Below are 21,987 nucleotides of genomic sequence, written 5' to 3' on the forward strand. Positions count from 1 at the left end.
GTGCTGTGTGGAAATCCGCCCATCTTCATGACAAAAATTTGTCAAATGACAGGCTCATGTGTGCTGATTTATGTCAGACGGGATTTTGCTTATCAATTATTGAGAACAGAAATTTTCCTGAATCATCAATACTATACTTAGCAAGTAAAGGTGTTTTCTCATTTATCTGCTTGAGTGCAGGATCAAGGAAAGATCGTTTCAACTCTGCCAAGTTCTTCTGCTGGGATTCCGGTAAGACGAAACGGTCATTTAACCAAGCATGAGTAGTAACCCATAAGCCTGAAGATTTGAATTGAGCAAGACTTTCATAAAGGCGGATCGTCCGGGGATTTCGAAGACTGCCACAATCGCGGAGCGAGTAGGTGGTGAACTGGTTGGTAATGACTCCAACTTACTGATAGTGTTTTATGTTCAGATAATGCCCGATGACTTTGTCATGCAGCGCCACCGATTTTGAGAACGACAGTGACTTCCTGCCCAGCCTTGCCAGATGCTGCCTCAGATTCTGGTTATGCCGCTCAATTCGCTGCGTATATCGCTTGCTGATAACGTGCAGTTCTCCCTTCAGGCGGGATTCATAAAGCGGCCAGCCATCCGTCATCCATACCACGACCTCAAAGGCCGACAGCAGGCCCGGAAGACGCTCCAGCGTGGCCAGAGTACGCTCACCAAAGACGCGTGCCACCACCGTCCTGCACATCCTGCCATAGGCGTAAAATAACCAGCGCTGACGTGATTTAGCCCCGACGTAGCCCCACTGTTCGTCCATTTCCGCGCAGACAATGACGTCACTGCCCGGTTGTATGCGTGAGGTTACCGACTGCGGTCTGAGTTTTTTAAGTGACGTAAAATCGTGTTGAGGCCAACGCCCATAATGCGGGCGGTTGCCCGGCATCCAACGCCATTCATGGCCATATCAATGATTTTCTGGTGCGTACCGGGCTGAGAGGCGGTGTAAGTGAACTGTAGCTGCCATGTTTTACGGCAGTGAGAGCAGAGATAGCGCTGATGTCCGGCAGTACTTTTACCGTTACGCACCACGCCTTCAGTAGCTGAGCAGGAGGGACAACTGATGGAGATGGAAGCCACTGGAGCACCTCAAAGACACCATCGTACACTAAATCAGTAAGTTGGCACCATTATCCGGCAGGCGATCTGGATTATCGTCACGCTGTTAAATATGTCGCGGTAGGGATACCCGTTACCGGATACCCCCCGCACAGATCCCGGCGTGCGCGATTTACGCACCGGGCTCCTGCCTCGGGTGTCTGGCGGTGAACCGCTCCACAGGCCATGGATGAAGAACCCGAACCCTTGGTAGCCATGCGGCTGCCAGTTTGTTTGCTTTCGTCCAGGTCGTATCATCCTTCTGGCTCCTGCGCCTGAGCGCCCGGCGCCAGAGGTTTGTTACGTGTGTCCTGAACTTCTGCATGGTGGGGAAGTTGCCCGGTACCGAGTGATAGTTCAGGTATCCCTGAACCACTCTCCTGAGCCATTTTCCCTGTTCGGGGATTGAGTAATGCCAGCGCCTTCGCAGACCGTCTTTGATGGCTTTCAGAGTTGCCGTCATCCGATCCCGGCGGGTCTTTCGTATCAGCATGAACCTGCCGTTGCGATCTTTCCCGCTGATGTGCGTGAACCCGAGGAAGTTGAACGTTTCTGGTTTGCCTTTTCCCCTGATGGCACGGTTTTCGGCAGCGAAGCGGCCGAACTCCATCAGACGGGTTTTCTCCGGGTGAACCGTGAGTCCGAACTCCCTCAGTCTGCGCTGCATGGCTATACGGAAGCGCCGGGCATCGTATCGTTTGTCGAACCCGATGACGATGTCATCGGCGTATCTGACCATTACCACATTGCCTGTGGCATAGCGACGTCGCCACTGATGCGCCCACAGATCGAAGACGTAGTGGAGGTATATGTTTGCCAGCAGCGGTGAGATGACCGCACCCTGTGGGGTGCCTTCCTCCGTTGCTCGCCATTGACCCTCCTCCAACGTCCCGGCTGTGAGCCACTTACGTATGAGCCTGATTACGCTCCGGTCGCCGATCCGATGCTCTGTGAACCTGATCAGCCATTCGTGGCTCACCCTGTCGAAGAACTGACTGATGTCGGCATCCAGTACCCAGTTTACGTTAGTGCGTACCAGCCCTGTGGCCAGTGCGTCCAGTGCATCGTGCTGGCTTCGCCCGGGTCTGAACCCGTATGAGAACCCCATAAAGTCGTTTTCATAGACTGCGTTCAGGATTTTCACCAGCGCATACTGGACGATCTTGTCCTCCAGCGAGGCGATGCCGAGCGGGCGTTGTTTTCCATCCGCTTTTGGGATGTAGTGACGCCTGCCGGGCTGCGCCCTGTAGCTGCCCTAATGTAGCCTCCGGTGCAGATCTGTTATGTTGTTCTTCATGTTTCCGGCGTAGTCCATCCACCTGATGCCATCCACTCCGGCGGCCGCTTTCCTGCTCAGGGAGAGGAATGCGGCTTCCAGTGCTTCGACTGTCAGCAGGTGGAACAATGCTGTAAACCGTTCTTTCTTCCGCTGCTTCGCAGCTTCCCGCACGCGTGACAGCCTCTGTGACATGCTTTCCCGGCTCTGTGTCCGGCGCATGTGTGGCTGTTCCGCATTCCCCTTGGCCCCGCTCCTTCGCTCCACTGACTCCGCTCCTTTCGGGTTGTTCGCCTGCTTCGCCGCTACTATGAGCGAGTCCGACTTCTCCTCTCCGTACATCACCGGCTATGACTCCTCGTCTTCCCGGTGCGGGCCGTCTCCGACACTGGCAGATGGTCAGAGGGGAGATCTCCCGGTTCCCGCGTAGAGATCGTATTGACATGCCAGGGTCTCAGACCCCGCCGGGTCCATGTGGCACTCGCAGTATCGCACCCTATGATGTTGCCTTCCGTTAACAGTACAACGTCGGCACCCGGTAATTTAATATACATTTCGTGGCTCAATGGCTGGCCTGTCAACACCCCTGTCAACGCTTCGCCCCATACCTCGCGGTATGCAACGCATGACTCGGGGACCTTGTGGATTGCTGGTCCTTCAATGGTCGGGGACTTTCACCCCTTGATCTCTACCGGTCTCCCGGTGAAAACTGTATGTATAACCAGTAAAATTAGAGTGTCAGGAGGAAAGATGAAACTACAACTTTTCAGCACCGGGAAAGAACTCCCGCCACAGGCCCATCCATTGTTTGCCGATCTGGCCAGCTGCGGTTTTCCCAGCCCTGCTGCTGACTATGTCGAGTCCGATCTGGATCTCCATGATTACTGCATACGGCATCCGAGCGCGACGTACTACCTGCGTGCCAGCGGAGACAGCATGGCCGACGGCAGTCTGTACAATGGCGATCTGCTGGTTGTGGACAGTGCTGAAAAGCCGCGGCACGGCGATATCGTTGTCGCCAGCATGCAGGGGGAGTTTACGGTGAAACGGCTTCTGCTGACGCCGCGACTGACGCTGCAGCCCATGAATGCCTCCTGGTCGCCGATTTATCCTGATCCCGACGAGCTGGATATCTTTGGCGTCGTCACGCATATCATCCACCGCCCGAGGGAGATGTACTGATGTTTGCCCTGGCCGATGTGAACAGCTTCTATGCCAGCTGTGAACGTGTTTTCCGCCCGGATTTGAAAGGAAAGCCGATAGTCGTCCTGAGCAACAACGACGGGAATGTAATCGCTCGCAGTGCCGAGGCGAAGCCCTGGATCAAAATGGGAACTCCGTGGTTTCAGATAAAAAACGAAAGATACCCGGAAAAAATATATGCGTTTTCAAGTAATTATGAACTTTATGCCTCGATGTTGGCGCGCGTGATGAACAGCCTGGAGGAACTGGCCCCCAGAGTGGAACAGTATTCAATTGATGAGATGTTCCTCGATTTGACCGGCGTGGAGCACTGTATGGAGCTTGAGGACTTCGGCCGGCAGCTGCGTCAGCACGTGTATGACTGTACCCACCTGACCATTGGCGTGGGCGCCGGACCAACGAAGACCCTCGCAAAATCAGCCCAGTGGGCCTCAAAAGAGTGGAAACAGTTTCGTGGCGTACTTGCTCTGACCAGGGGAAATCCGCAGAGAACGCGGAAACTGCTTTCACTGCAGCCGGTTGAAGAAATCTGGGGGGTGGGTAACCGTATTGCACGCAAGCTGAATGTACTGGGCATTAAGACCGCGCTCGATCTCGCCCTGACGAACCCGGCCTTCATCCACAAAAATTTTTCTGTGGTCCTTGAGCGAACGGTACGGGAACTGAACGGGGAAAGCTGCCTTTCGCTTGAGGAAGCCCCTCCGACGAAACAGCAAATTGTCTGCAGCCGCAGTTTTGGCGTGAAGATCACGGAGTACGAGTCACTCCGTCAGGCTATCTGTCAGCACGCAGAGCGGGCCTCTGAAAAACTGCGTAAAGAGCACCAGTATTGCCGGCATATTTCCGTTTTCATCAAAACGTCTCCGTTCGCCATTAAAGAGCCTTACTACGGCAACGTGGCTACGGAAAAACTTCTTACACCCACTCAGGACACCAGGGACATCATTGCAGCCGCTACAACGGCTCTGGAGCGTATCTGGAGGGATGGGCACCGGTATGCCAAAGCCGGAGTTATGCTGAATGACTTCACCGGCTCCGGCGTTTCGCAGCTGCAGCTGTTCGACGAACGCCCGCCACGCCCTTACAGTGCTGAGCTGATGAAGGTTCTGGACGGGATCAACAACTCAGGGCTGGGTAAAGTATGGTTTGCGGGGCGGGGTATTGCCCCGGAATGGCAGATGAAACGGGAGATGCTTTCTCCTGCTTATACGACACGATGGTCAGATATTCCTTCAGCGAAACTGGCGTAAAACTTTGGCGATTTCACCTTGAAATTATCAGCCTAAACTGCCTAATTACAATAAGTTAGATGTGAAATCGCCATGGCGAAATTATTGACTCAAATTTCTGTCAAGGACCTCGTTGATAGCCTTGTCCAGTTCATCCTGAATCACTTTTGACATACGGCTAAACTCATAAGTCAGCGTACGCCCTTTCACACGCTTACGCGCGAACTTGTCCTTTTCTTCAAAAGACCAGAGTGGGGAAACCACTGACTTTTCCTTGGGAGATGGATCTATCAATGCCTGAGATGCCTGAGAAATCAGCTTCAGTATACTGGCTTTCTGTTCGTCTTCTGGTCGCTCGCCTTCACTCAAAATTGCATCGAGCTGAGCTGATACAGACTGAATGAGTTCTTCAGGCGTTAATCCCTTTTCACTGAGTTTTTCATTAACTTCTAAAAGAAGTTTATAGTCACTAAACGATAGCTCCGACTGAACCGGGAACAGAGAAATCAAGTCTTGCGGTACGGCCGCCGCCTGCAGCGCCCTGGTAACTTTAGCTTGAGATAACCCCTCCAGTTCAGCAATTTCCTTTTGATTAAATCCGGACTCTTTAAGAGCGATCAATCTCAGGCCAATCTCCCGAAGATTATGTTCTTTAGCTGTCTGGATATCTTTAGCCAGTTGGCGAGCTTCATCAGCTGATAAATGCTCTTCGGTAACCATTACATCAAGGCCTGTACGGACAAAAATTGCTGAGGCTCGCCGTCTTGAACCATCCAGTATCTCAATCCTTTCACTTTGCTTAATACCAATACAGGGAAAGAACTGCTGAAACTTAATCGTCTGGATAATGGATTTCAGGGATTCCCTGGTCAGTGCAAGTTGATCTCTTCCGTTGTTTTCCTGGTTTACGAAGGTCTTACTTTCAACTTCAGATGCAGGCACCCGAACAAACCTGAACGTTACCTTCCTGCCGGTTTTTAAGGTAAATACCTGGCTTCTACCGGTGTCCGTCATTTCCGCAATTGACGCCTGGGTATTTAACTGTCTGCCGATGGTTTTTCTTTTCTCATTCGACATCACATACCTCCGTTAGTACGAATGAACTCGATGCGATCAAAGACTGCCTTCGCAAAGTCTTCCGCTGCTGATTTTGCGCTTTTTAGTGCCTCTGTACTTCCATCATAGGTTGCTGGATTTGCTGAAATAACTGTGTCAAAAGTCTCCCCACAACGTTCGAAACCATCCAGTCTTGGCAGAACCATGTCTAGCATATCGGCACCGAAAACCTCTTTGGCCTGACTATGGCAAATTTTGTGATCAGACTTGTTCAGGATCTTGGACATGAAGCCGACATTACCGATGAGATTGCAGGTGTGCCCATCCATTTCGATGGAATCTATGAGGGCAGGGAGGCTGGCCACAAACTTCAGGGAAGAATGAAAATCAACCGTCGCCGGTGGAAGAGGGGTCAACATCAGGTCTGCCGCCCCAATGCAGTTTTTCAGGAACGCATCAAGGTGAGGACCACTATCAAGGAAAATAAAGTCGTAGTCATGCTGGAGCTTGTCGATAATGTTCTCTTTAAGCACCGCATGAATATTTTTCCCTGGCAGATGTTCTTCACACAATCCCTTCCAGCCTTCAGCAAGGAATGCATCGTCAATGGAAGCGGGGATTACATCAACACCAGGGATAATAGACGGTACTATAAAATCGGAAAGTAATTCTTCACGAGACACGTTCTGGAGCATGGCCTGAGCAGCCGTATTTTCAACCAAGCCCACTGAATTCTCATGGCTCAGGAACATTGTCAGAGATGCCTGCGGATCGAAATCGATGGCCAGAATACGCAGGTCTTCGAACAGAAGCTGAGGATGAGCTCGAAAAGCATGTGATAATGAAGCGGTAGAAACTGTCTTGGAACCACCACCTTTAAGATTACATACAAAAATCGTAAAGGCTTTATCGAAGCGATCCCTGTACTTCGGTACTTTACGATGGTTATACAGATCGATGACATTCTGAATCGTCATCGCGTATTTCATCGTATTACCAGAAGGTTTCTTTTTAAAAATGTAGCCACCGGCTTCCATTTCGGACACAGCATACTCAACACTGCCTTTACTGAGCTTAGGCAGCTTATACAGAGCGGCTTTGCTGTATTCCTGATAGAACTCGGTAAGCTTCAATTCCTCTTTTTGCTGTCGGATACTTTCGCTCAAAGATGTCAGAAGCTTACCTGCACGTGTAGCGACTTTCCGTAACTGCTCAATATTGTCCATTTATCACCTCATGACGTTTTTTGTCATTTTGAACAAAAAGTGTCATGTTGCAAGAAAAAAATCATATTGTTTTGATTTCGCTCTCAACAGAAGGGGGATGAAGCTCGACGGGCGTGCTACTAAATCACACTGCAGCAACACGCAGACGCACTTTTGACCATCAACAGCAACTCATACAAAAGGGCTTTGAGAAAGGTATTCAACTTGCAAGACAGGAGAGTCATTCAGAAGGATTCTGATTTTAGTTACGACCAGTGCAATGCTGAGCCTTATGTATCAGCGCTCGCCGCAGCCATGTAACCGAGCGTAGCGAGCGAACTGGCGAGGAAGCGAAGAGGAACCGTTCCGGCAGATAGCTCTTACGCTCAGCACAAGAAGAGTTTTCCATCCTCTGTGGGAAACAGGTCAACTTTAATGGACGCTCCGGACTATGGGAAACAGGTCAACTTCGCGGACGGCCCGGACTATGGGAAACAGGTCAACTTCACGGGCGGCCGGGAGTGTGGGGAACAGGTCAACTTCGCGGACGGCCCGGATTATGGGAAACAGGTCAACTTCGCGGGCGGCCGGGACTGTGGGAAACAGGTCAACTTTGCAGACGGCCCGGACTGTGGGAAACAGGTCAACTTCGCGGGCGGCCGGGAGTGTGGGGAACAGGTCAACTTCGCGGACGGCCCGGACTAAGGGAAACAGGTCAGCTTCTCGGACGGCCCGGACTATGGGAAACAGGTCAACTTCTCGGACGGTCGGGAGTGTGGGAAACAGGTCAAGTTAGGCAAGCACTATGGGAAACACAGCAAGTTCAGTATCCCCCCATATGTCAGCAACAAACTAAGGGGGGAGGAAATAAAAATTACAGACTATTGTTTTTTATCAAGAAAATTAAACAGCAAGCGACCATCTTCTTCAGTGGTATATGTTACCTTTAATGGCGTCTTCTCATTAATTTTCTTCAGAGCAGGTTCCAGGAAGGTACGCTTCATTTCAGCAATATTGTTTTTCTGCGAGGCAGGGAGCATAAACCTTTCACATAACCAGTCATGTGTGGTGATCCAGACACCAGTGCTCCGGAACTGACACAGGCTTTCATAAAGCCGGATGACACGAACACTATTAAGCTGGCCACAGTCATAGAGAGAATAGGTAGTGAACTGGGAGGTTAAGCCGACCAGGAATGGCATGACCTTGTAGTTAAATTCAATCTGCCAGGAACCCCGGCCTCGCTTCATTCCTGCTTCAGCCAGCCACGGACGTTTAACTTCTTCAAACTCACCTTCTTTTGGATAAAAGGTAACCGTTGATTCGCCCAGAGCATTTACCCCAGCCTTCACATCACGACTGGCGACAGACGTAGCGACATTGAAGTATTTGACGTAATCGGAAACGCTGATTTTGAAGAGCGGCAATACGTCAGAGTCATCTTCCTGGCTGTCATTAAAATAGGCCTGCATGAGGCATAACCACAGCACACGTTTTGCCTGAAGAGGCAGGTAATATGCAGCTTCGGTCAATTCGTTAGATTGCTTTATACTGGCGCGTTTTTTAAACGTTTTAGTAGCTGGCAAGAGTGCTTGAGTATCCATTTCAATGCCTATGGGTAAATTTTTACCCACCCATAATGACAGTGAAAACAGAAATTGCAAGCTATCGCGATACTTATCCACCGGAAAAATCTGCACTTTATCCACAAGTGGATAATTGAGAACTGAACTTGACCTCTTTCCCATAGCTTGTTGATGCGTATCCCATAGCTTGTTGACACAAAACCCACTGATACGTGATTAATTTCCCATATTATGTTTACCAGTTGCCCATACAGGCCCCCTCTCAGGCCGCACTGTACGCGGCTTTCAGGCTCCCTAAAAGATGTAAAATAAAGAAAAAGAATAAAAAAGTACTTTATAAAAATATGCCCGTGGATAAGTGGATAACCCCGAGGGGAGGTGATTTTTCAGGCATTGAGCGTAAGCAGAATTTATAAGTTTTGTTCCCTGGTGCTTCCTCGCTCACTCGGGGCTTCGCCCTGTCGCTCGACTGCGGCGAGCACTGCTGGCTCGATCATATCCGTGGCCGGAAGATACTACTCCTCCCCCGAGTCGCTCTCCAGAGCCGGCTACAGCGAGACAACCCGCACGAAGATTTCTATCGTCCCTGCAGACATATTCGAATCGTTTTTATTAACCCTGGCTTCCGTCGTGACAGAACACTACGTCCTGTAAAAGGGGGACTAAGGCCCCTGAATCACACACCTGAATAATGCGGAGTTTTACGATAATGTCATTGCTGGAAACTTTCCTGACCGCTTCTCAGGGGGCAACAATCCTGTTCCTTGCCATGCTGATCTACTGGCAAAAGCGATAAATCCAAGCGGGCTGGCCTTTGGCCAGCTTCGCTGTATAAGGGGAAAAATGCGGCATATCCAGACATTTCACTAGGCAATTTGAATTCAGATATCTATGCTTGGGATCCGGTCAACAGGAGGTAACAAGATGAAACTTGAAACTATACAGATAGATAATACCGTAAGGAGTGGTCTTAATTCTTTCACTGACGGGGTGATTATTCGTGATACAAAGGTATTGATCACGCTCAATCTCCCGGATGGACAGAAAACCACTATTGAGGGGGAATGGCGGCATATGTCGGACGCCAACAGGTTGTCAGAACGTATTACGATGCTTCAGCATGCGATCTATGAGCAGTATGAGGAATACAGAGCAGATATTCCCGTCAGCTGGTCCAGATAACGTCTGACAGACCTCCCCGGCGAGCAGGACGTTCGCCAGCATCATTCTCCTAAGTACTTAAATATTCCCTTTCAGCATGGCTACCGCATCCGCTTCGGGCATCTGAAACTGAACTCGATGCCGCGCAGCAACATCAAGTGCGAACACCTTCGTATAGACTTCCGTCGAGCTAATCGATTTGTGGCCCATCAGGCTCTGCAAAACCTTCAGTGGTATGCCGGCATACAGCATATGCATCGCGTAGGAGTGGCGGAACGTATGCGGGGTGACCGGCACCGAGAATGTCACCCCGTCGACGGCGGCCGCTTCAACCGCTTCGCCAATCCAGGTCCGTACTGTCCGGTCGGTGATGTCCCAGATGCGGGCTTTCTCTGTTCTGCCGGTACGCTTGTTGCGTCTTTCCAGCGGAATTTTCAGGGTGGCCACCATCATCTGCAGCTGGCTGACGTAGTGGTGATCGGAAAGCGGAACCAGACGATGAGCCTGGCTACCGGCGGGAGCTCGGCCGGCTGTCCTGGCCGCTTTTTCGGTGCGCTGCTTAAGCGTGGCCAGCTGCACGAACGGATACGGTGGCACCAGCGAAAAATCCCCCCGGGTCAGCGCCAGCGCCTCGTTGATACGTGCGCCGGTGTTCCAGAGGGTTGCCAGCAGCATCTTGCGGTGCAAATCGGGCACATAATGGAGCAGGGCGCTGACTTCCGGTGCCAGCAGGTATTTCGGTAGTTCATCTTGAACGAGCGCCATCTGGCGCAGGGCCAGCGCGGCGGGATAGTCAATGGCCACCGGCATTTGCGCCGGCTGCTGCGGGTGAGAATATGATAAGAGGCCGCTCATTGGTTTGACATTCCATCAGGTATCACTAATTGATTCCACTCCCTGTTGCGGGTAGCTTCAGCAGCGCGCAGGGCTCTTTCGCGCCTCCAGACTTTACGAAACACGGAAACTGCAGACCATTCATCATGACCTGTAAGACGTGTTTCGGGCATCCCGGTTGCCTTGCGCAGACGGACGGCAAGAATGACAGCGTTGATGCCCAAGCGCGTGAACTGATACTGCCGTTCCCTGAAATAGTCCTTATGCCAAGGAGGGTCGGAGTATTCGGCGGCATATGCAATTGCCCTGTGGGCCTCATCCTGGAGCACCGGCAGTTCACGGATGCGATACATAAGACGTGGCTCTAAAGTCCGCCAGTCACCGGAGACATCGATCAGATTCAGTTCAGGGTAATTCGTGACAGCTTTTCTCTCAGGCTGGGGGGCATCATCATCCTGGCCGTCATCCGTCACAACCCGGAAACAACCCTCAGCATACCGTTCAAGCATGAATACCAACTCGGTGGCAATGTAATGCAGTTCCTTTTTCATTTTATCTTCTGACGCCTGTCTCTCACGCTTAAGCGTGAAATAATGTGTCAGCCAGATGCCAGTGAGTGTTATACCCCCAGTAAGCAGGCCAGTGATAAGCCCGGTTGCCACGTTTCCCCAGATCCCCGCCCCTTGATTAATCAGCTGTACGGAAACCGGATGGGATGTCGCAGCAACTATACTCTCAGTTGCGGCCTGTATATCAGTCATTGATCATTTACCCCTTTATATTCCTGAGAAATCCCGCCCTCTGTCCGTAGTCAGCGGCCGGCAGCCAGCTCTTCAGCCAGTTTCACAAACCTTTTGTGCTCAGTCTGCAGGTAATGGCTGTAAATCCGGGCATCACGTTCTGTCAGTCCGGATGGATTGCCGGTGAAGTAACGTTGCAGCACCGCAATACAGTGATTGTAGGTATCGAGATCATATTCCCAGTTTCCCAGCTCACCGGCCGCATCCAGTTCCTGGCGAAACTGCTCGTATTTACGGAGCAGAATGCCAAGACCTAATTCTGTTGCAGCATAAAGATTATTTTCTCCTGGCGCGGAAATCGCATTACGGATTTTTTCAAAAGCATAACTGAAATCATTTCTCTCATTGAATGCAGTAAACATGTCCTTTCCTCAGTTGAATAGTTAGCCGTGCAATTTTACCACACCTCAATCATCGTCAGATGAGTGCCACTCTGTCGCGACAGTGACTTTCACGAGAGTGATTTTCACATACTAAAATAATAAGCAGCCATATAACAACGTAATTAAATTACCTGACGGCCGCTCTGGCCGGATCCGACTTTTATGTTATTCCACAGTTTCCGGAAGTGTACCACGCACACGGAATAACCACAGCGCCCTTTCAGGGTGGTGAGCGGCCGGTCACGGGGCAGGGGAGGGGCACAACATATATGGTCACTGACAGCTGGAAACACCGCTACATCTTGTGTTTCCGGGCCGCTGCGCGCCGGCGGGGCTGAATCAGATCCGGAACTACCTTTTTTCGGATCTCAGAAGTGGAGAAGAGGAATTATTGCAGCATGGACACAAAAAACGAGTAATTGTTGCGATGAGTGGACTATTGCACCATGAGCAAATATAAATGACTTTATGCGTCCTGCGGTTAAATATATTGTTCATGCCGTCCGGCTGAACCCCGGGTCAGGGGATCAGCCGGGAAGGAGAACGTCACGGTTCTGTTTTCCGCGACAGGGTCTTTCTTTTTTTCTTCAGGTACATCACTTCGTCACATTTACCGATCATCTCCGCCAGTGTCGTATAATGGTCTGCGTTATTGATCAGTTCGCCAAAGGAATAATTGATGTTGTAGGGCTTGCCCGAGGTGTCATTGTAATGATCGAGACTGGCACTCAGCGCGTGCAGATAAGACTGAGTGTTACCGTTTCGCCGGATCAGGGCGGCAAACTCATCCCCGCCGAGGCGGCCTGCTATTTCACCCGGTTCAAGGTGCTGATGTAAAAAGCCGGCAAAGATCTTCAGCACCTCGTCACCTTCCGCGTGTCCCCAGAGATCGTTAACCGGTTTGAACCTGTCCAGATCGAAATAGATGAGGCTGAACGACGCATCCTGCCGGTTCATTGCGCGGAAGAGTTTTTCGCCGGCGCGGTAAAACCCGCGCCGGTTGGGAATGCCCGTCAGGCTGTCCGTCATGGCCATGCTGATGGCCTCGAATTCGTCCTCCACGATACAGGCCAGGTCCCGGAGGGACGCAATGTCCTCATCCGTGAAGGCGCGGGGAACGGTGTGGATCAGGCACAGCGTGCCGGCCACCGTGCCATCCGGCAGGCTCACCGGCTGGCCGGCGTAGAACCGGATGTGTGGCTCACCGGTAACCAGGGGATTATCGTGAAATCGCGCATCGGCAGCCGCATCGTGAATGATAAAAGGCCCTTCCTGCAGAATGGCGTGCCCGCAGAACGAAATATCACGTGGAGTTTCGCGCACGCCGACGCCCTGGCAGGCGAGGAGCCACTGGCGCTCGCGATCCAGCAGGCTTATCAGGGCCACCGGGACCTGAAAGGCTTTGCGGGCCAGCCGCGTCAGGCGTTCAAAACGCTCATCGTCACGGGTATCAAGAAGGCTGGTAATATACAGGGACTTCAGCCTCTGTTCTTCATTCTCCGGTATACCGGGTGCCTGCATGTAATCTCCTGGTATGTACAAAGTATATATGCAGATGAAAAGGTGTTTGGATCTGACTGAGTGTAATTATAGTTCACGACTTATCTGCCAGCGGCTGAACTTCAGGTACAGGAATTCACGTTTATCACTCGTACTAGACTCTCCGGAGGACCAGGGGAATGACCGGGTCTGTTACGGTGAGGGAATCTGTAAACCTCAGGATTTTTGCCGGGAAAGTACGTATAACTGCTATCTTGATTAGTAAATGTTAAAATTTGTAGGTATCCACCCGTTAAACAAAATGATTAATATTTAAAAATACTCGTTGAACACCCGTGCCGTAATAATGAAGTACATTAAAAACGTTATCCGGTCATGTGAAGCTGAGACCGTCTCTTCGTCATGTAAAATGCCGTACTTTCTTTGTCGTGAAGAATGACCGGGTTAAGTCCATAAGGTTGAGAGGAAGTCTGCAGATGTGATACGCTCAAGGCGAGATTTATCTCAGTGAGAACTCACGGCAACAAAAAGTTTTTGGACAACAAAACACAAAGTTGTTTTGGACTGTAGGAGTCCAAGAGACAATGACATTACATACAACGCCGTGTAACGGATTTTACATTATTACAAAGCCTGTGTTACAAGAGAGTTATGGACATGATTGAAAAAATATGTGAAGTAATTGATGGTGAATACGTCTGTGATATAGATATTAGCGTTGAAGAATGGAAGATTTTATTAAGGGATAAAAAAGTTTTTGATGACAAAAGTATTGCAGCGTTAAAAAAATGGTTCATTGAGCCAGACCATTCCTGTACATGTTTCGATATCGGCAAGAAGTACGACCTGCACAGTATGAGTGCTAATGGTGTAATCAATGGGTTGGGTGGAAGAGTTCAGAAGCAGCTTGGCCGATTCGAGGTTAAAGGAGTCGGAAAGATTGCTTCCGGGACAAAATTCATTACAGTCATGAAAAGTAGAGAAATTAAAGGAAACCCAAAGCGAAATTTATGGACTATCCGTGAATAACTTGTTCAGGCAATAAAAGAACTAGATTTTTTTAGTACGAACGAAAGCTCAAGCATTGATTTTTACTCAGATAATGATTTGATCACTGCTCTAGAAGAAAGTAATCACTTTGACGTTACTCAGACATTTGAGTATAGCGAAAAAGCGAAACCTAAGAAAGCTGCAATAGAAGTCAAAAATGGACTCTCATACCCAAGAAGTAAATCTGTTTCAAAAAATGCGCTTAACAAAGCTGATTATAAATGTGAAATTAATTGCGACCATCCAACGTTCAGAAGGCGAAACTCTCCTCTAAATTACACAGAACCTCATCACATTGTCCCGATGTCAAAGCAAGACTATTTTGAGAATTCACTGGATGTGGAAGAGAATATCATATCACTATGTTGCAACTGCCATAAACAAATTTATCTTGGCAAGGGGTTTGAAGATATGTTGAGGAAAATATATGCCGAGCGGAAAGATGTATTAAAAAAAGCGGGAATCGAGATATTATTAGAGGATTTAATTCTTTTTTACAAGATGGAAGGTAATTAATCTTCGAGAAGATGTATGCTTATTTTTATTTTTTTAGCAATGAATGTGAAATACTGCCTGACTATCAATCCTGTCATGTGGTTCAGATTTATGGGGGAGGATTTTAATATTTTACCAGCATGGCATGTCGATCAATCGGTTAAGTATAGCGCCAGGTAACCAGACGGATTTTCCCTCTCAGGCGGGAGTCGTTATCCATCGTCCAGTACCTGATTAAAAGTAGGAGTAATTACAAGAAAATTAAATTGTATGACTATTATTTCCGTTCAGAAAAGAAAGTTACATTAAAAACCCGAAATTATTCGGGTTTTTAATTAGTTAAGTGCTATATATTTTCGTGTCCGGGGGTACCCTAAGAGGGTGCGCAAGACAACACTCCAGTGTTCATTATTTATGACTGTCAAGCCATTTATTCATCTGCTCAATTTCACCTTTTTGAGCTTTAATGATGTCCTGCGCAAGCTTTCTCATTTCGGGATCTTTTCCGTATTTGAGCTCGGTCTCAGCCATTGCGATTGCCCCTTCATGGTGTGCGATCATACCTTTTGCAAAGGCCTTATCGGGATTGGATTCATTAACGGCGGCCATCATTTTTTCATGCATATTTTTCATGCCAGCCATATATTCCTGTGATGATGCCGATGAGTGCATATCTGACATTTTCATTTCCGAATGTTCAGCAGAAATGGCTGGCAGGGATAACATTAATATTACAAAAAGGGTGTTTTTGATTTTCATATAATAATTCCTTTCAGACAGGTACCGGTTAAGTATAGCTGAGTCAGACAAAAAAGCCCCCTGACGGGGGGCAAAAATGTAGCAACGTTGTTTCAGGAAAATCTATCAGGGAAAAGGTAACAGCACGGATACTACCGTCGCATTCAGCCTGCATTGATCATGCGGCGGTGCGCTTCGGCCATGGCCTGATGTGGGCCGGATTGCCCGTTATTCATGAATTCATGGGCAACCGCTGCTCTTTCATGCTCATTCATCGCCGCGTAAGACGTTGACGGGACGGTCGTGGATACCGTGTTATTTCCCATCATCTTCTGATGACTTTCCACCATTTTCTGGTGCGCATCCGCCGAGCCGTTCGTCATGGTCTCATGAGCAATAATGGCCTGTTCATGCTGGTCCATACCGGTCATACGAGGAGCAGTCCCCTGGATCCCGACAGGAGCCGCAGCAGACTGCATCTGGTGAGCAGGAGCCTGTGCATTGTTGACGCGATCATGGATATTCACGGTTTCAGTGGCCCAGGCCGATGAAATTAAACCAAAGCCCAGCAAAGATGCTAATACGATATTTTTCATGATAACTCTCCATTTCTGAATTAGTGATGTCCGGGGAAGTACAACCGGTGTTTTCAGTTCCATAACTGAAACAAGTTCGGCAGCGTTTATTTCTCCGGAAGAGGGCTGGATATTCATTTCCTGGCGTACTCTGACGCCGGGTATTGATGAAGCAATCCAGCCTTCCTGATAAGTTGCACTAATTATATCGAATGGCTTCTGTTTGCTGCATGACAGGCTAATGACATCTTTGTCATTTACATCTTTATTTTCAGCATTGGGTTTCCGGGATCATTTTCTCCAGTCTGGGCACGGATAAGATAAAACGCGTGGAGCGTACGTCTGATTCCACCTGCACTCTTCCGTGATGTGCTTCCACGATTGACTTCACAATCGCAAGGCCGATGCCGCTGCCTTCTCCTTTTCGTTGTCTGGATGGATCCACCCGATAAAAACGGTCAAACAGCCTTGATAAATGTTCTTCAGGGATCGGTTTCCCCGGATTTTCAATCACAAGGTCAAAAAAGCTCTCCTGCTCTCTTATTGAGACGGTGATTGCCTGTCCCTCCGGGGTATAACGCAGGGCATTGGATAACAGATTATTGATCGCCCTTCTGAACATTTGTGGATCTCCCTCAACCAGGCAGGGCATCCCGTTAAATTTGAGCGTGATATTGCGTTCTTCGGCCCAGGCTTCGAAAAACTCGAAGACTTTCATGACTTCCGCTCTGAGGTCAAACATGACCCTGTCAGGTATCAGCTGATTATTATCTGCCTGTGCCAGGAACAGCATATCGCTGACCATTTTGGTCATCCGGTTATACTCTTCAAGACTGGAATAGAGGACATCCTCAAGTTCCCTCTGTGTTCGATCCTGACTCAGTGCGATTTCAGTCTGCGTCACCAGATTGGTGATGGGCGTTCTGATCTCATGCGCGATATCGGCAGAGAAATTGGCCTGGCGGGTAAAGACATCCTCAATCTTTCCAATCATATGATTGAACGAGATAACCAGTTGCTCCAGCTCAATGGGAACGCGTGTCGGTTCCAGTCGCGCATCAAGATTCTCGGAGGTGATGTTTTTAATGGCATTGCTGACATTACGAAGGGGCAGGTGCCCCTGACGGACAGCGATTCGAATGATCAGAACAATCAACAGGCTTATCACGACGGCAATCGCAATCAGGTTCTTTTTCAGCGCATCGAGGTAATGGAGATGGAAATTAATGGATAGGCCAGTCAGCATGACATAGTTCTGCTGTTTGCCCTGAAATATCGCCTGACCAGAGGAGGCGATAATCCTGTATGTTTCCATCTTCATTTCGGACCCGGTATCCATCGGTCCCGCAGGATCCTCCACCGTCCAGAGAAAGACATCCCGTGCGCGGCTGTGCTCGCTAAAATCTGCTGAATTCACTGCCGGGCGTAGTGCCGCCCCCTGAGCTGAGCTAAAGAGCACTTCACCCCTGGGATTGAGGAGCAAAAGGGCAACGTTGCGGTAGCTGGCAATTGATTCCTTTATTTTGCTTATTTTTTTATCATCCGGATCCACCGGGGACTGCAGTATACGGTTCAGTGTGGTGCTGATTTGTTGAAGATCGCTGACATCCTGCTCGGCAAAATGATTTTCAACAGAATGCAGCATAAACCAGGTGAAGGCGATAAAAGCCAGTATCGTGGACAGGCTGATAAAAAAGGTCAGCCGCAGAGCGAGTGAGAAAGGGCGTCTGGAAGGTTTGCTATGCATCCGGGACCTCCAGCATGTAGCCCACGCCCCGGACTGTCTGGATCAGCTTTGTCCCGTAATCGTTGTCTATTTTAGCGCGGAGTCGCTTTACTGCGACATCGATCGCATTAGTGTCGCTGTCAAAATTCATGTCCCAGACCTGAGAGGCAATCAGGGAGCGGGGAAGAACCTCTCCCTGATGGCGAATGAAGAATTCCAGCAGGCTGAACTCTTTACTGGTGAGTACAATGCGGTTTCCGGCGCGACTGACTTTTCTGGATACGAGATCAATCGAGAGGTCAGCCACCTTAAACTGGCTTTCCGTGATCATCGTGTTTCCCCGCCTCAGAAGGGTTCTCACCCGGGCGAGCAGTTCGGCAAACGCAAAGGGTTTAACCAGATAATCGTCCGCACCCAGTTCCAGTCCTTTGACCCTGTGTTCGATCGTGCCGAGGGCTGTCAGCAGTAAGACCGGCATACCCTTTCCGGCAGTGCGCAGCATGCGGATGATATCCCAGCCGTTCACATCAGGTAGCATGATATCCAGAATGACTAAATCATACTCGGCTGTCATGGCGAGATGATATCCGGTAAGACCATTATCAGCGTGATCCACTACGAACCCTGCCTCTGTAAGCCCTTTGCTGAGATATTCACCTGTTTTAATTTCGTCTTCGACGATCAATATTTTCATCTTGCTCCCCGGCTGGCTGCTAATGTCATTCTATTGCGCCCACGATCGTTATCAACGGATTACAGCAAAAATGACAACATTGTCATTATCCTGTCACCCGGCAAACAGAGAGCGTTAGGTAAAGTACCCCTATCAATACTCTGGACTTCGTTTGAACCATTTACCAGGTCTGCCTGTACGAGAAGCGTTATGTTCAAATTAAAATTACTCAGCATCAGTACCATATTCATCCTGGCTGGTTGTGTTTCTCTGGCACCTGAATATCAGCGTCCGCCAGCTCCGGTTCCCCAGCAGTTTTCATTGTCTAAAAACAGTCTGACGCCTGCGGTAAACAGCTATCAGGATACGGGCTGGCGAAACTTTTTTGTCGATCCCCAGGTCAGCAGGCTGATCGGTGAAGCCCTGAATAATAACCGTGATTTGAGAATGGCTGCCCTGAAGGTTGAAGAGGCCCGGGCCCAGTTCAACGTCACGGATGCAGATCGTTATCCCCAACTGAATGCCTCATCCGGGATCACATACAACGGTGGTCTGAAAGGTGACAAGCCGACCACACAGGAGTACGACGCGGGTCTGGAGCTCAGCTATGAGCTCGATTTTTTTGGCAAACTTAAGAACATGAGTGAGGCTGATCGCCAGAACTACTTTGCCAGCGAAGAAGCCCGTCGTGCCGTACACATCCTGCTGGTCTCCAACGTTTCACAGAGCTATTTCAGCCAGCAACTGGCGTACGAACAACTCCGTATTGCGCGGGAAACGCTGAAAAATTATGAACAGTCCTATGCTTTCGTTGAGCAACAGCTCGTGACCGGGAGTACGAACGTTCTGGCACTTGAACAGGCGAGAGGACAAATCGAAAGTACCCGCGCCGAAATAGCCAAACGAGAAGGCGATCTGGCTCAGGCAAACAATGCCCTGCAACTGGTGCTGGGAACGTACCGCGCACTTCCGTCAGAAAAAGGGATGAAAGGCGGGGAGATCGCACCAGTAAAATTGCCACCAAATCTATCTTCACAAATTTTGCTGCAGCGACCGGATATTATGGAAGCGGAATATCAGCTGAAAGCGGCTGATGCCAATATTGGCGCAGCGCGAGCGGCCTTTTTCCCCTCCATTACCCTGACCAGTGGTCTTTCCGCAAGCAGTACGGAGCTGTCAAGCCTGTTTACGTCAGGAAGTGGAATGTGGAATTTTATCCCTAAAATTGAAATTCCTATTTTTAATGCTGGCAGGAATAAAGCCAATCTGAAGCTGGCTGAAATTCGCCAGCAACAATCGGTGGTTAATTACGAACAAAAAATTCAGTCAGCCTTTAAGGATGTTTCCGACACGCTTGCGCTGCGCGACAGCCTTAGCCAGCAACTTGAGTCACAGCAGCGTTATCTTGATTCACTTCAGATAACTCTCCAGCGTGCCAGAGGATTATATGCAAGTGGTGCTGTCAGTTACATCGAAGTGCTGGATGCAGAACGTTCCCTCTTCGCTACGCAGCAAACCATTCTCGATCTTACCTATTCCCGACAGGTTAACGAAATTAATCTGTTTACCGCGCTGGGTGGCGGTTGGGTAGAGTAAATTTATTTAATTAATCAGGAAATTAAAATGCGTAATTCACTTAAAGCCGTTTTATTTGGTGCCTTCTCTGTCATGTTTTCTGCCGGTCTTCATGCTGAAACACATCAGCATGGCGATATGAATACTGCCAGTGATGCTTCGGTACAGCAAGTTATCAAGGGCACCGGTGTCGTTAAAGACATTGATATGAATACTAAGAAAATCACCATTTCGCATGAAGCAATTCCAGCGGTGGGCTGGCCTGCAATGACCATGCGCTTTACTTTTGTTAATGCAGACGATGCTATTAATGCCCTGAAAACAGGCAACCATGTCGATTTCTCGTTTATTCAGCAGGGCAATATCTCCTTACTCAAAAGCATTAACGTGACGCAGTCCTGATTGGCTGTCCGGAGCGATTACATCCTGTGCGCCTGTACATTCACATAGGTATATGTGTGAGTTAACCGTCAGGCGCATATGCCAGGTGTTTTGATTTTTTAGCGGAAAATTGTATGGCTTCTTTAAAGATAAAATATGCTGCAATAATTATCAGCAGCCTCATAGCAGGGGGGCTGATATCGGTTACTGCCTGGCAGTATGTAAACTCATCACAAAAAACAGTACAAACCGAACAAAAGGCACCGGAGCGAAAGGTACTTTTCTGGTATGACCCGATGAAACCGGATACCAAATTTGATAAACCCGGAAAATCGCCCTTTATGGATATGGACCTGGTGCCAAAATATGCTGATGACAGTGGCGATAAAAGCAGTGGCGGGATCCGTATCGACCCAACCCAGGTTCAGAATCTGGGATTAAAAACGCAAAAAGTCACGCGAGGAATGCTGAATTATTCTCAGACAATCCCGGCTAATGTCAGCTATAACGAGTATCAGTTTGTTATTGTGCAGGCGCGTTCTGACGGGTTTGTCGAAAAAGTCTACCCCATGACGATTGGCGATCATGTGAAGAAGGGGACGCCACTTATCGATATTACCATTCCGGACTGGGTGGAAGCACAGAGTGAATTCCTTCTGTTATCCAGCACCGGTGGTACTTCCACGCAAATTAAAGGCGTTCTGGAACGGCTTCGCCTGGCAGGTATGCCGGAAGAGGATATTCAGAGACTGCGTTCTACCCGGAGCATTCAGACCCGTTTTACCATTAAAGCACCTATTGATGGTGTCATTACTGCATTTGACCTGCGCACCGGCATGAATATTTCGAAAGATAAGGTGGTGGCTCAGATTCAGGGAATGGACCCGGTCTGGATCAGCGCTGCAGTGCCAGAATCTATCGCCTATCTGCTGAAAGATACGTCGCAGTTTGAAATTTCGGTACCGGCTTATCCGGATAAAACATTCCATGTCGAAAAATGGAATATTCTTCCCAGCGTGGATCAGATAACCCGTACGCTTCAGGTCCGTCTCCAGGTTTCTAATAAGGATGAGTTTCTCAAGCCGGGCATGAATGCCTATCTGAAACTGAATACCAGAAGCCAGGAGATGCTGCTGATACCAAGCCAGGCCGTTATCGATACCGGCAAAGAACAGCGCGTGATTACTGTTGATGATGAAGGCAAGTTTGTGCCGAAACAGATCCACGTTCTGCATGAATCACAGCAACAGTCCGGCATCGGCTCCGGCCTGAATGAAGGCGATACCGTGGTGGTCAGTGGCCTGTTCCTCATTGACTCCGAAGCCAATATTACGGGCGCGCTGGAACGTATGCGCCACCCTGAAAAAACAAAAAGCAGTATGCCAGCAATGTCTGACCAGCCTGTAAATATGCATTCAGGGCACTGAGGAGACG

At 49.3% G+C, this 21,987-nt stretch carries 20 protein-coding genes and 4 pseudogenes; 9 read left to right on the plus strand and 15 right to left on the minus strand.

Translation table 11 applies throughout. The annotated features are described in order from the left end of the window. Window positions 1-73: 73 nt before the first annotated feature. The 3 genes and pseudogenes from NA986_RS23525 to ltrA form a co-directional block, all read right to left on the minus strand. Window positions 74-382: pseudogene (locus tag NA986_RS23525) on the minus strand (replication initiation protein); the annotation flags it as partial. A gap of 9 nt (window positions 383-391) precedes the next feature. After that, a protein-coding gene (locus tag NA986_RS23530) for an IS1-like element IS1X3 family transposase (protein WP_223229472.1) occupies window positions 392-1,089 on the minus strand; the annotation gives its coding sequence in 2 pieces (ribosomal slippage) (window positions 392-840 and window positions 840-1,089; 699 coding nt in all). Window positions 1,090-1,240: 151 nt separating this feature from the next. Continuing rightward, window positions 1,241-2,728, minus strand: a pseudogene (ltrA, locus tag NA986_RS23535) (group II intron reverse transcriptase/maturase). 405 nt (window positions 2,729-3,133) lie between these two features. Here ltrA and umuD point away from each other — a divergent pair. Together umuD and NA986_RS23545 are read left to right on the plus strand one after the other, a co-directional pair. Continuing rightward, window positions 3,134-3,565 (plus strand): translesion error-prone DNA polymerase V autoproteolytic subunit, encoded by a 432-nt coding sequence (gene umuD, locus NA986_RS23540; protein ID WP_000776034.1) that lies wholly within the window; start codon window positions 3,134-3,136, stop codon window positions 3,563-3,565. Continuing rightward, complete coding sequence (locus NA986_RS23545; protein ID WP_047671986.1) at window positions 3,565-4,836, plus strand: Y-family DNA polymerase; 1,272 nt, start codon at window positions 3,565-3,567, stop codon at window positions 4,834-4,836. Before umuD ends, NA986_RS23545 begins: the two co-directional genes overlap by 1 nt. An 81-nt stretch (window positions 4,837-4,917) precedes the next feature. Here the strand turns inward: NA986_RS23545 and NA986_RS23550 are convergent, their stop codons facing one another. Together NA986_RS23550 and NA986_RS23555 are read right to left on the minus strand one after the other, a co-directional pair. After that, the gene (locus NA986_RS23550; protein WP_000064119.1) at window positions 4,918-5,892 is read right to left on the minus strand and encodes a ParB family protein; all 975 of its coding nucleotides are present in this window, start codon (window positions 5,890-5,892) and stop codon (window positions 4,918-4,920) included. Next, window positions 5,892-7,097, minus strand: coding sequence for an AAA family ATPase (locus NA986_RS23555; RefSeq protein ID WP_000368714.1), 1,206 nt, complete (start codon window positions 7,095-7,097; stop codon window positions 5,892-5,894). Before NA986_RS23555 ends, NA986_RS23550 begins: the two co-directional genes overlap by 1 nt. Before the next feature lie 414 nt (window positions 7,098-7,511). On the opposite strand from NA986_RS23555, the gene NA986_RS23560 reads away from it, so the two are divergent. Next, a complete protein-coding gene (locus NA986_RS23560) occupies window positions 7,512-7,781 on the plus strand; it encodes a hypothetical protein (protein WP_000339857.1) in 270 nt (89 codons plus the stop codon). A gap of 176 nt (window positions 7,782-7,957) precedes the next feature. On the opposite strand, the gene NA986_RS23565 is transcribed toward NA986_RS23560, so the two are convergent. Next, window positions 7,958-8,824, minus strand: a complete 867-nt coding sequence (locus NA986_RS23565; RefSeq protein ID WP_004118283.1) for a replication initiation protein — start codon at window positions 8,822-8,824, stop codon at window positions 7,958-7,960. A 529-nt stretch (window positions 8,825-9,353) separates the two neighbouring features. On the opposite strand from NA986_RS23565, the gene NA986_RS23570 reads away from it, so the two are divergent. Further along, window positions 9,354-9,458: a hypothetical protein gene (locus NA986_RS23570; RefSeq protein WP_032409716.1), complete on the plus strand. Its 105-nt coding sequence runs from the start codon at window positions 9,354-9,356 to the stop codon at window positions 9,456-9,458. A 128-nt stretch (window positions 9,459-9,586) separates the two neighbouring features. After that, entirely contained in the window at window positions 9,587-9,844 is a 258-nt protein-coding gene (locus NA986_RS23575) for a hypothetical protein (RefSeq protein WP_000764642.1), read from the plus strand. A 57-nt stretch (window positions 9,845-9,901) separates the two neighbouring features. Here the strand turns inward: NA986_RS23575 and NA986_RS23580 are convergent, their stop codons facing one another. The 5 genes and pseudogenes from NA986_RS23580 to NA986_RS23600 all read right to left on the minus strand — a co-directional run bounded on the left by NA986_RS23580 (window position 9,902) and on the right by NA986_RS23600 (window position 13,361). After that, entirely contained in the window at window positions 9,902-10,678 is a 777-nt protein-coding gene (locus NA986_RS23580) for a site-specific integrase (RefSeq protein WP_000015958.1), read from the minus strand. After that, window positions 10,675-11,418: a hypothetical protein gene (locus tag NA986_RS23585; RefSeq protein ID WP_000129823.1), complete on the minus strand. Its 744-nt coding sequence runs from the start codon at window positions 11,416-11,418 to the stop codon at window positions 10,675-10,677. The genes NA986_RS23580 and NA986_RS23585 overlap by 4 nt, the downstream gene beginning before the upstream one ends. A gap of 50 nt (window positions 11,419-11,468) precedes the next feature. Further along, window positions 11,469-11,819, minus strand: a complete 351-nt coding sequence (locus tag NA986_RS23590) for a hypothetical protein (RefSeq protein WP_000493378.1) — start codon at window positions 11,817-11,819, stop codon at window positions 11,469-11,471. A gap of 143 nt (window positions 11,820-11,962) precedes the next feature. Next, window positions 11,963-12,208 (minus strand): annotated as a pseudogene (locus NA986_RS23595) (hypothetical protein); the annotation flags it as partial. A 178-nt stretch (window positions 12,209-12,386) separates the two neighbouring features. After that, the gene (locus NA986_RS23600) at window positions 12,387-13,361 is read right to left on the minus strand and encodes a GGDEF domain-containing protein (RefSeq protein WP_001148756.1); all 975 of its coding nucleotides are present in this window, start codon (window positions 13,359-13,361) and stop codon (window positions 12,387-12,389) included. Between the two features lie 636 nt (window positions 13,362-13,997). Here NA986_RS23600 and NA986_RS23605 point away from each other — a divergent pair. Beyond that, window positions 13,998-14,906 (plus strand): annotated as a pseudogene (locus NA986_RS23605) (HNH endonuclease). Between the two features lie 387 nt (window positions 14,907-15,293). Here the strand turns inward: NA986_RS23605 and copM are convergent. The 4 genes from copM to silR form a co-directional block, all read right to left on the minus strand. Continuing rightward, a complete protein-coding gene (gene copM / locus NA986_RS23610) occupies window positions 15,294-15,644 on the minus strand; it encodes a CopM family metallochaperone (protein WP_000694953.1) in 351 nt (116 codons plus the stop codon). Between the two features lie 143 nt (window positions 15,645-15,787). Continuing rightward, window positions 15,788-16,219, minus strand: a complete 432-nt coding sequence (gene silE / locus NA986_RS23615; RefSeq protein WP_000790483.1) for a silver-binding protein SilE — start codon at window positions 16,217-16,219, stop codon at window positions 15,788-15,790. A 250-nt stretch (window positions 16,220-16,469) separates the two neighbouring features. After that, window positions 16,470-17,945 carry a copper/silver sensor histidine kinase SilS gene (gene silS, locus NA986_RS23620; protein WP_000555737.1) on the minus strand — a complete coding sequence of 492 codons (1,476 nt, stop codon included), beginning with the start codon at window positions 17,943-17,945 and terminating at the stop codon, window positions 16,470-16,472. After that, window positions 17,938-18,618 (minus strand): copper/silver response regulator transcription factor SilR, encoded by a 681-nt coding sequence (gene silR, locus NA986_RS23625; protein ID WP_000697969.1) that lies wholly within the window; start codon window positions 18,616-18,618, stop codon window positions 17,938-17,940. Before silR ends, silS begins: the two co-directional genes overlap by 8 nt. Window positions 18,619-18,807: 189 nt before the next feature. Here silR and silC point away from each other — a divergent pair, with 189 nt between their 5' ends. From silC to silB, 3 genes are all read left to right on the plus strand, one after another. Continuing rightward, complete coding sequence (gene silC / locus NA986_RS23630) at window positions 18,808-20,193, plus strand: Cu(+)/Ag(+) efflux RND transporter outer membrane channel SilC (protein ID WP_000475512.1); 1,386 nt, start codon at window positions 18,808-18,810, stop codon at window positions 20,191-20,193. Between the two features lie 27 nt (window positions 20,194-20,220). Beyond that, window positions 20,221-20,574 carry a cation efflux system protein CusF gene (cusF, locus tag NA986_RS23635; RefSeq protein WP_001246155.1) on the plus strand — a complete coding sequence of 118 codons (354 nt, stop codon included), beginning with the start codon at window positions 20,221-20,223 and terminating at the stop codon, window positions 20,572-20,574. 113 nt (window positions 20,575-20,687) lie between these two features. Further along, window positions 20,688-21,980 carry a Cu(+)/Ag(+) efflux RND transporter periplasmic adaptor subunit SilB gene (gene silB, locus NA986_RS23640; protein WP_001398209.1) on the plus strand — a complete coding sequence of 431 codons (1,293 nt, stop codon included), beginning with the start codon at window positions 20,688-20,690 and terminating at the stop codon, window positions 21,978-21,980. Window positions 21,981-21,987: the final 7 nt, after the last annotated feature.

The sequence above is a fragment of the Salmonella sp. NW177 genome (assembly GCF_051811585.1).
Classification (GTDB): Bacteria; Pseudomonadota; Gammaproteobacteria; order Enterobacterales; family Enterobacteriaceae; genus Salmonella; species Salmonella enterica.

Excerpts from the sequence above, each read along its gene's own strand:
- silC (WP_000475512.1), top strand. The coding sequence starts at position 18,808 with ATGTTCAAATTAAAATTACTCAGCATCAGTACCATATTCATCCTGGCT.
- NA986_RS23580 (WP_000015958.1), bottom strand. The coding sequence starts at position 10,678 with ATGAGCGGCCTCTTATCATATTCTCACCCGCAGCAGCCGGCGCAAATG.
- NA986_RS23560 (WP_000339857.1), top strand. The coding sequence starts at position 7,512 with ATGGACGCTCCGGACTATGGGAAACAGGTCAACTTCGCGGACGGCCCG.
- NA986_RS23575 (WP_000764642.1), top strand. The coding sequence starts at position 9,587 with ATGAAACTTGAAACTATACAGATAGATAATACCGTAAGGAGTGGTCTT.
- NA986_RS23550 (WP_000064119.1), bottom strand. The coding sequence starts at position 5,892 with ATGTCGAATGAGAAAAGAAAAACCATCGGCAGACAGTTAAATACCCAG.
- NA986_RS23565 (WP_004118283.1), bottom strand. The coding sequence starts at position 8,824 with ATGGGAAAGAGGTCAAGTTCAGTTCTCAATTATCCACTTGTGGATAAA.
- NA986_RS23590 (WP_000493378.1), bottom strand. The coding sequence starts at position 11,819 with ATGTTTACTGCATTCAATGAGAGAAATGATTTCAGTTATGCTTTTGAA.
- umuD (WP_000776034.1), top strand. The coding sequence starts at position 3,134 with ATGAAACTACAACTTTTCAGCACCGGGAAAGAACTCCCGCCACAGGCC.
- NA986_RS23600 (WP_001148756.1), bottom strand. The coding sequence starts at position 13,361 with ATGCAGGCACCCGGTATACCGGAGAATGAAGAACAGAGGCTGAAGTCC.
- cusF (WP_001246155.1), top strand. The coding sequence starts at position 20,221 with ATGCGTAATTCACTTAAAGCCGTTTTATTTGGTGCCTTCTCTGTCATG.
- NA986_RS23570 (WP_032409716.1), top strand. The coding sequence starts at position 9,354 with ATGCGGAGTTTTACGATAATGTCATTGCTGGAAACTTTCCTGACCGCT.
- silR (WP_000697969.1), bottom strand. The coding sequence starts at position 18,618 with ATGAAAATATTGATCGTCGAAGACGAAATTAAAACAGGTGAATATCTC.
- NA986_RS23585 (WP_000129823.1), bottom strand. The coding sequence starts at position 11,418 with ATGACTGATATACAGGCCGCAACTGAGAGTATAGTTGCTGCGACATCC.
- silB (WP_001398209.1), top strand. The coding sequence starts at position 20,688 with ATGGCTTCTTTAAAGATAAAATATGCTGCAATAATTATCAGCAGCCTC.
- silS (WP_000555737.1), bottom strand. The coding sequence starts at position 17,945 with ATGCATAGCAAACCTTCCAGACGCCCTTTCTCACTCGCTCTGCGGCTG.
- NA986_RS23555 (WP_000368714.1), bottom strand. The coding sequence starts at position 7,097 with ATGGACAATATTGAGCAGTTACGGAAAGTCGCTACACGTGCAGGTAAG.
- NA986_RS23545 (WP_047671986.1), top strand. The coding sequence starts at position 3,565 with ATGTTTGCCCTGGCCGATGTGAACAGCTTCTATGCCAGCTGTGAACGT.
- copM (WP_000694953.1), bottom strand. The coding sequence starts at position 15,644 with ATGAAAATCAAAAACACCCTTTTTGTAATATTAATGTTATCCCTGCCA.
- silE (WP_000790483.1), bottom strand. The coding sequence starts at position 16,219 with ATGAAAAATATCGTATTAGCATCTTTGCTGGGCTTTGGTTTAATTTCA.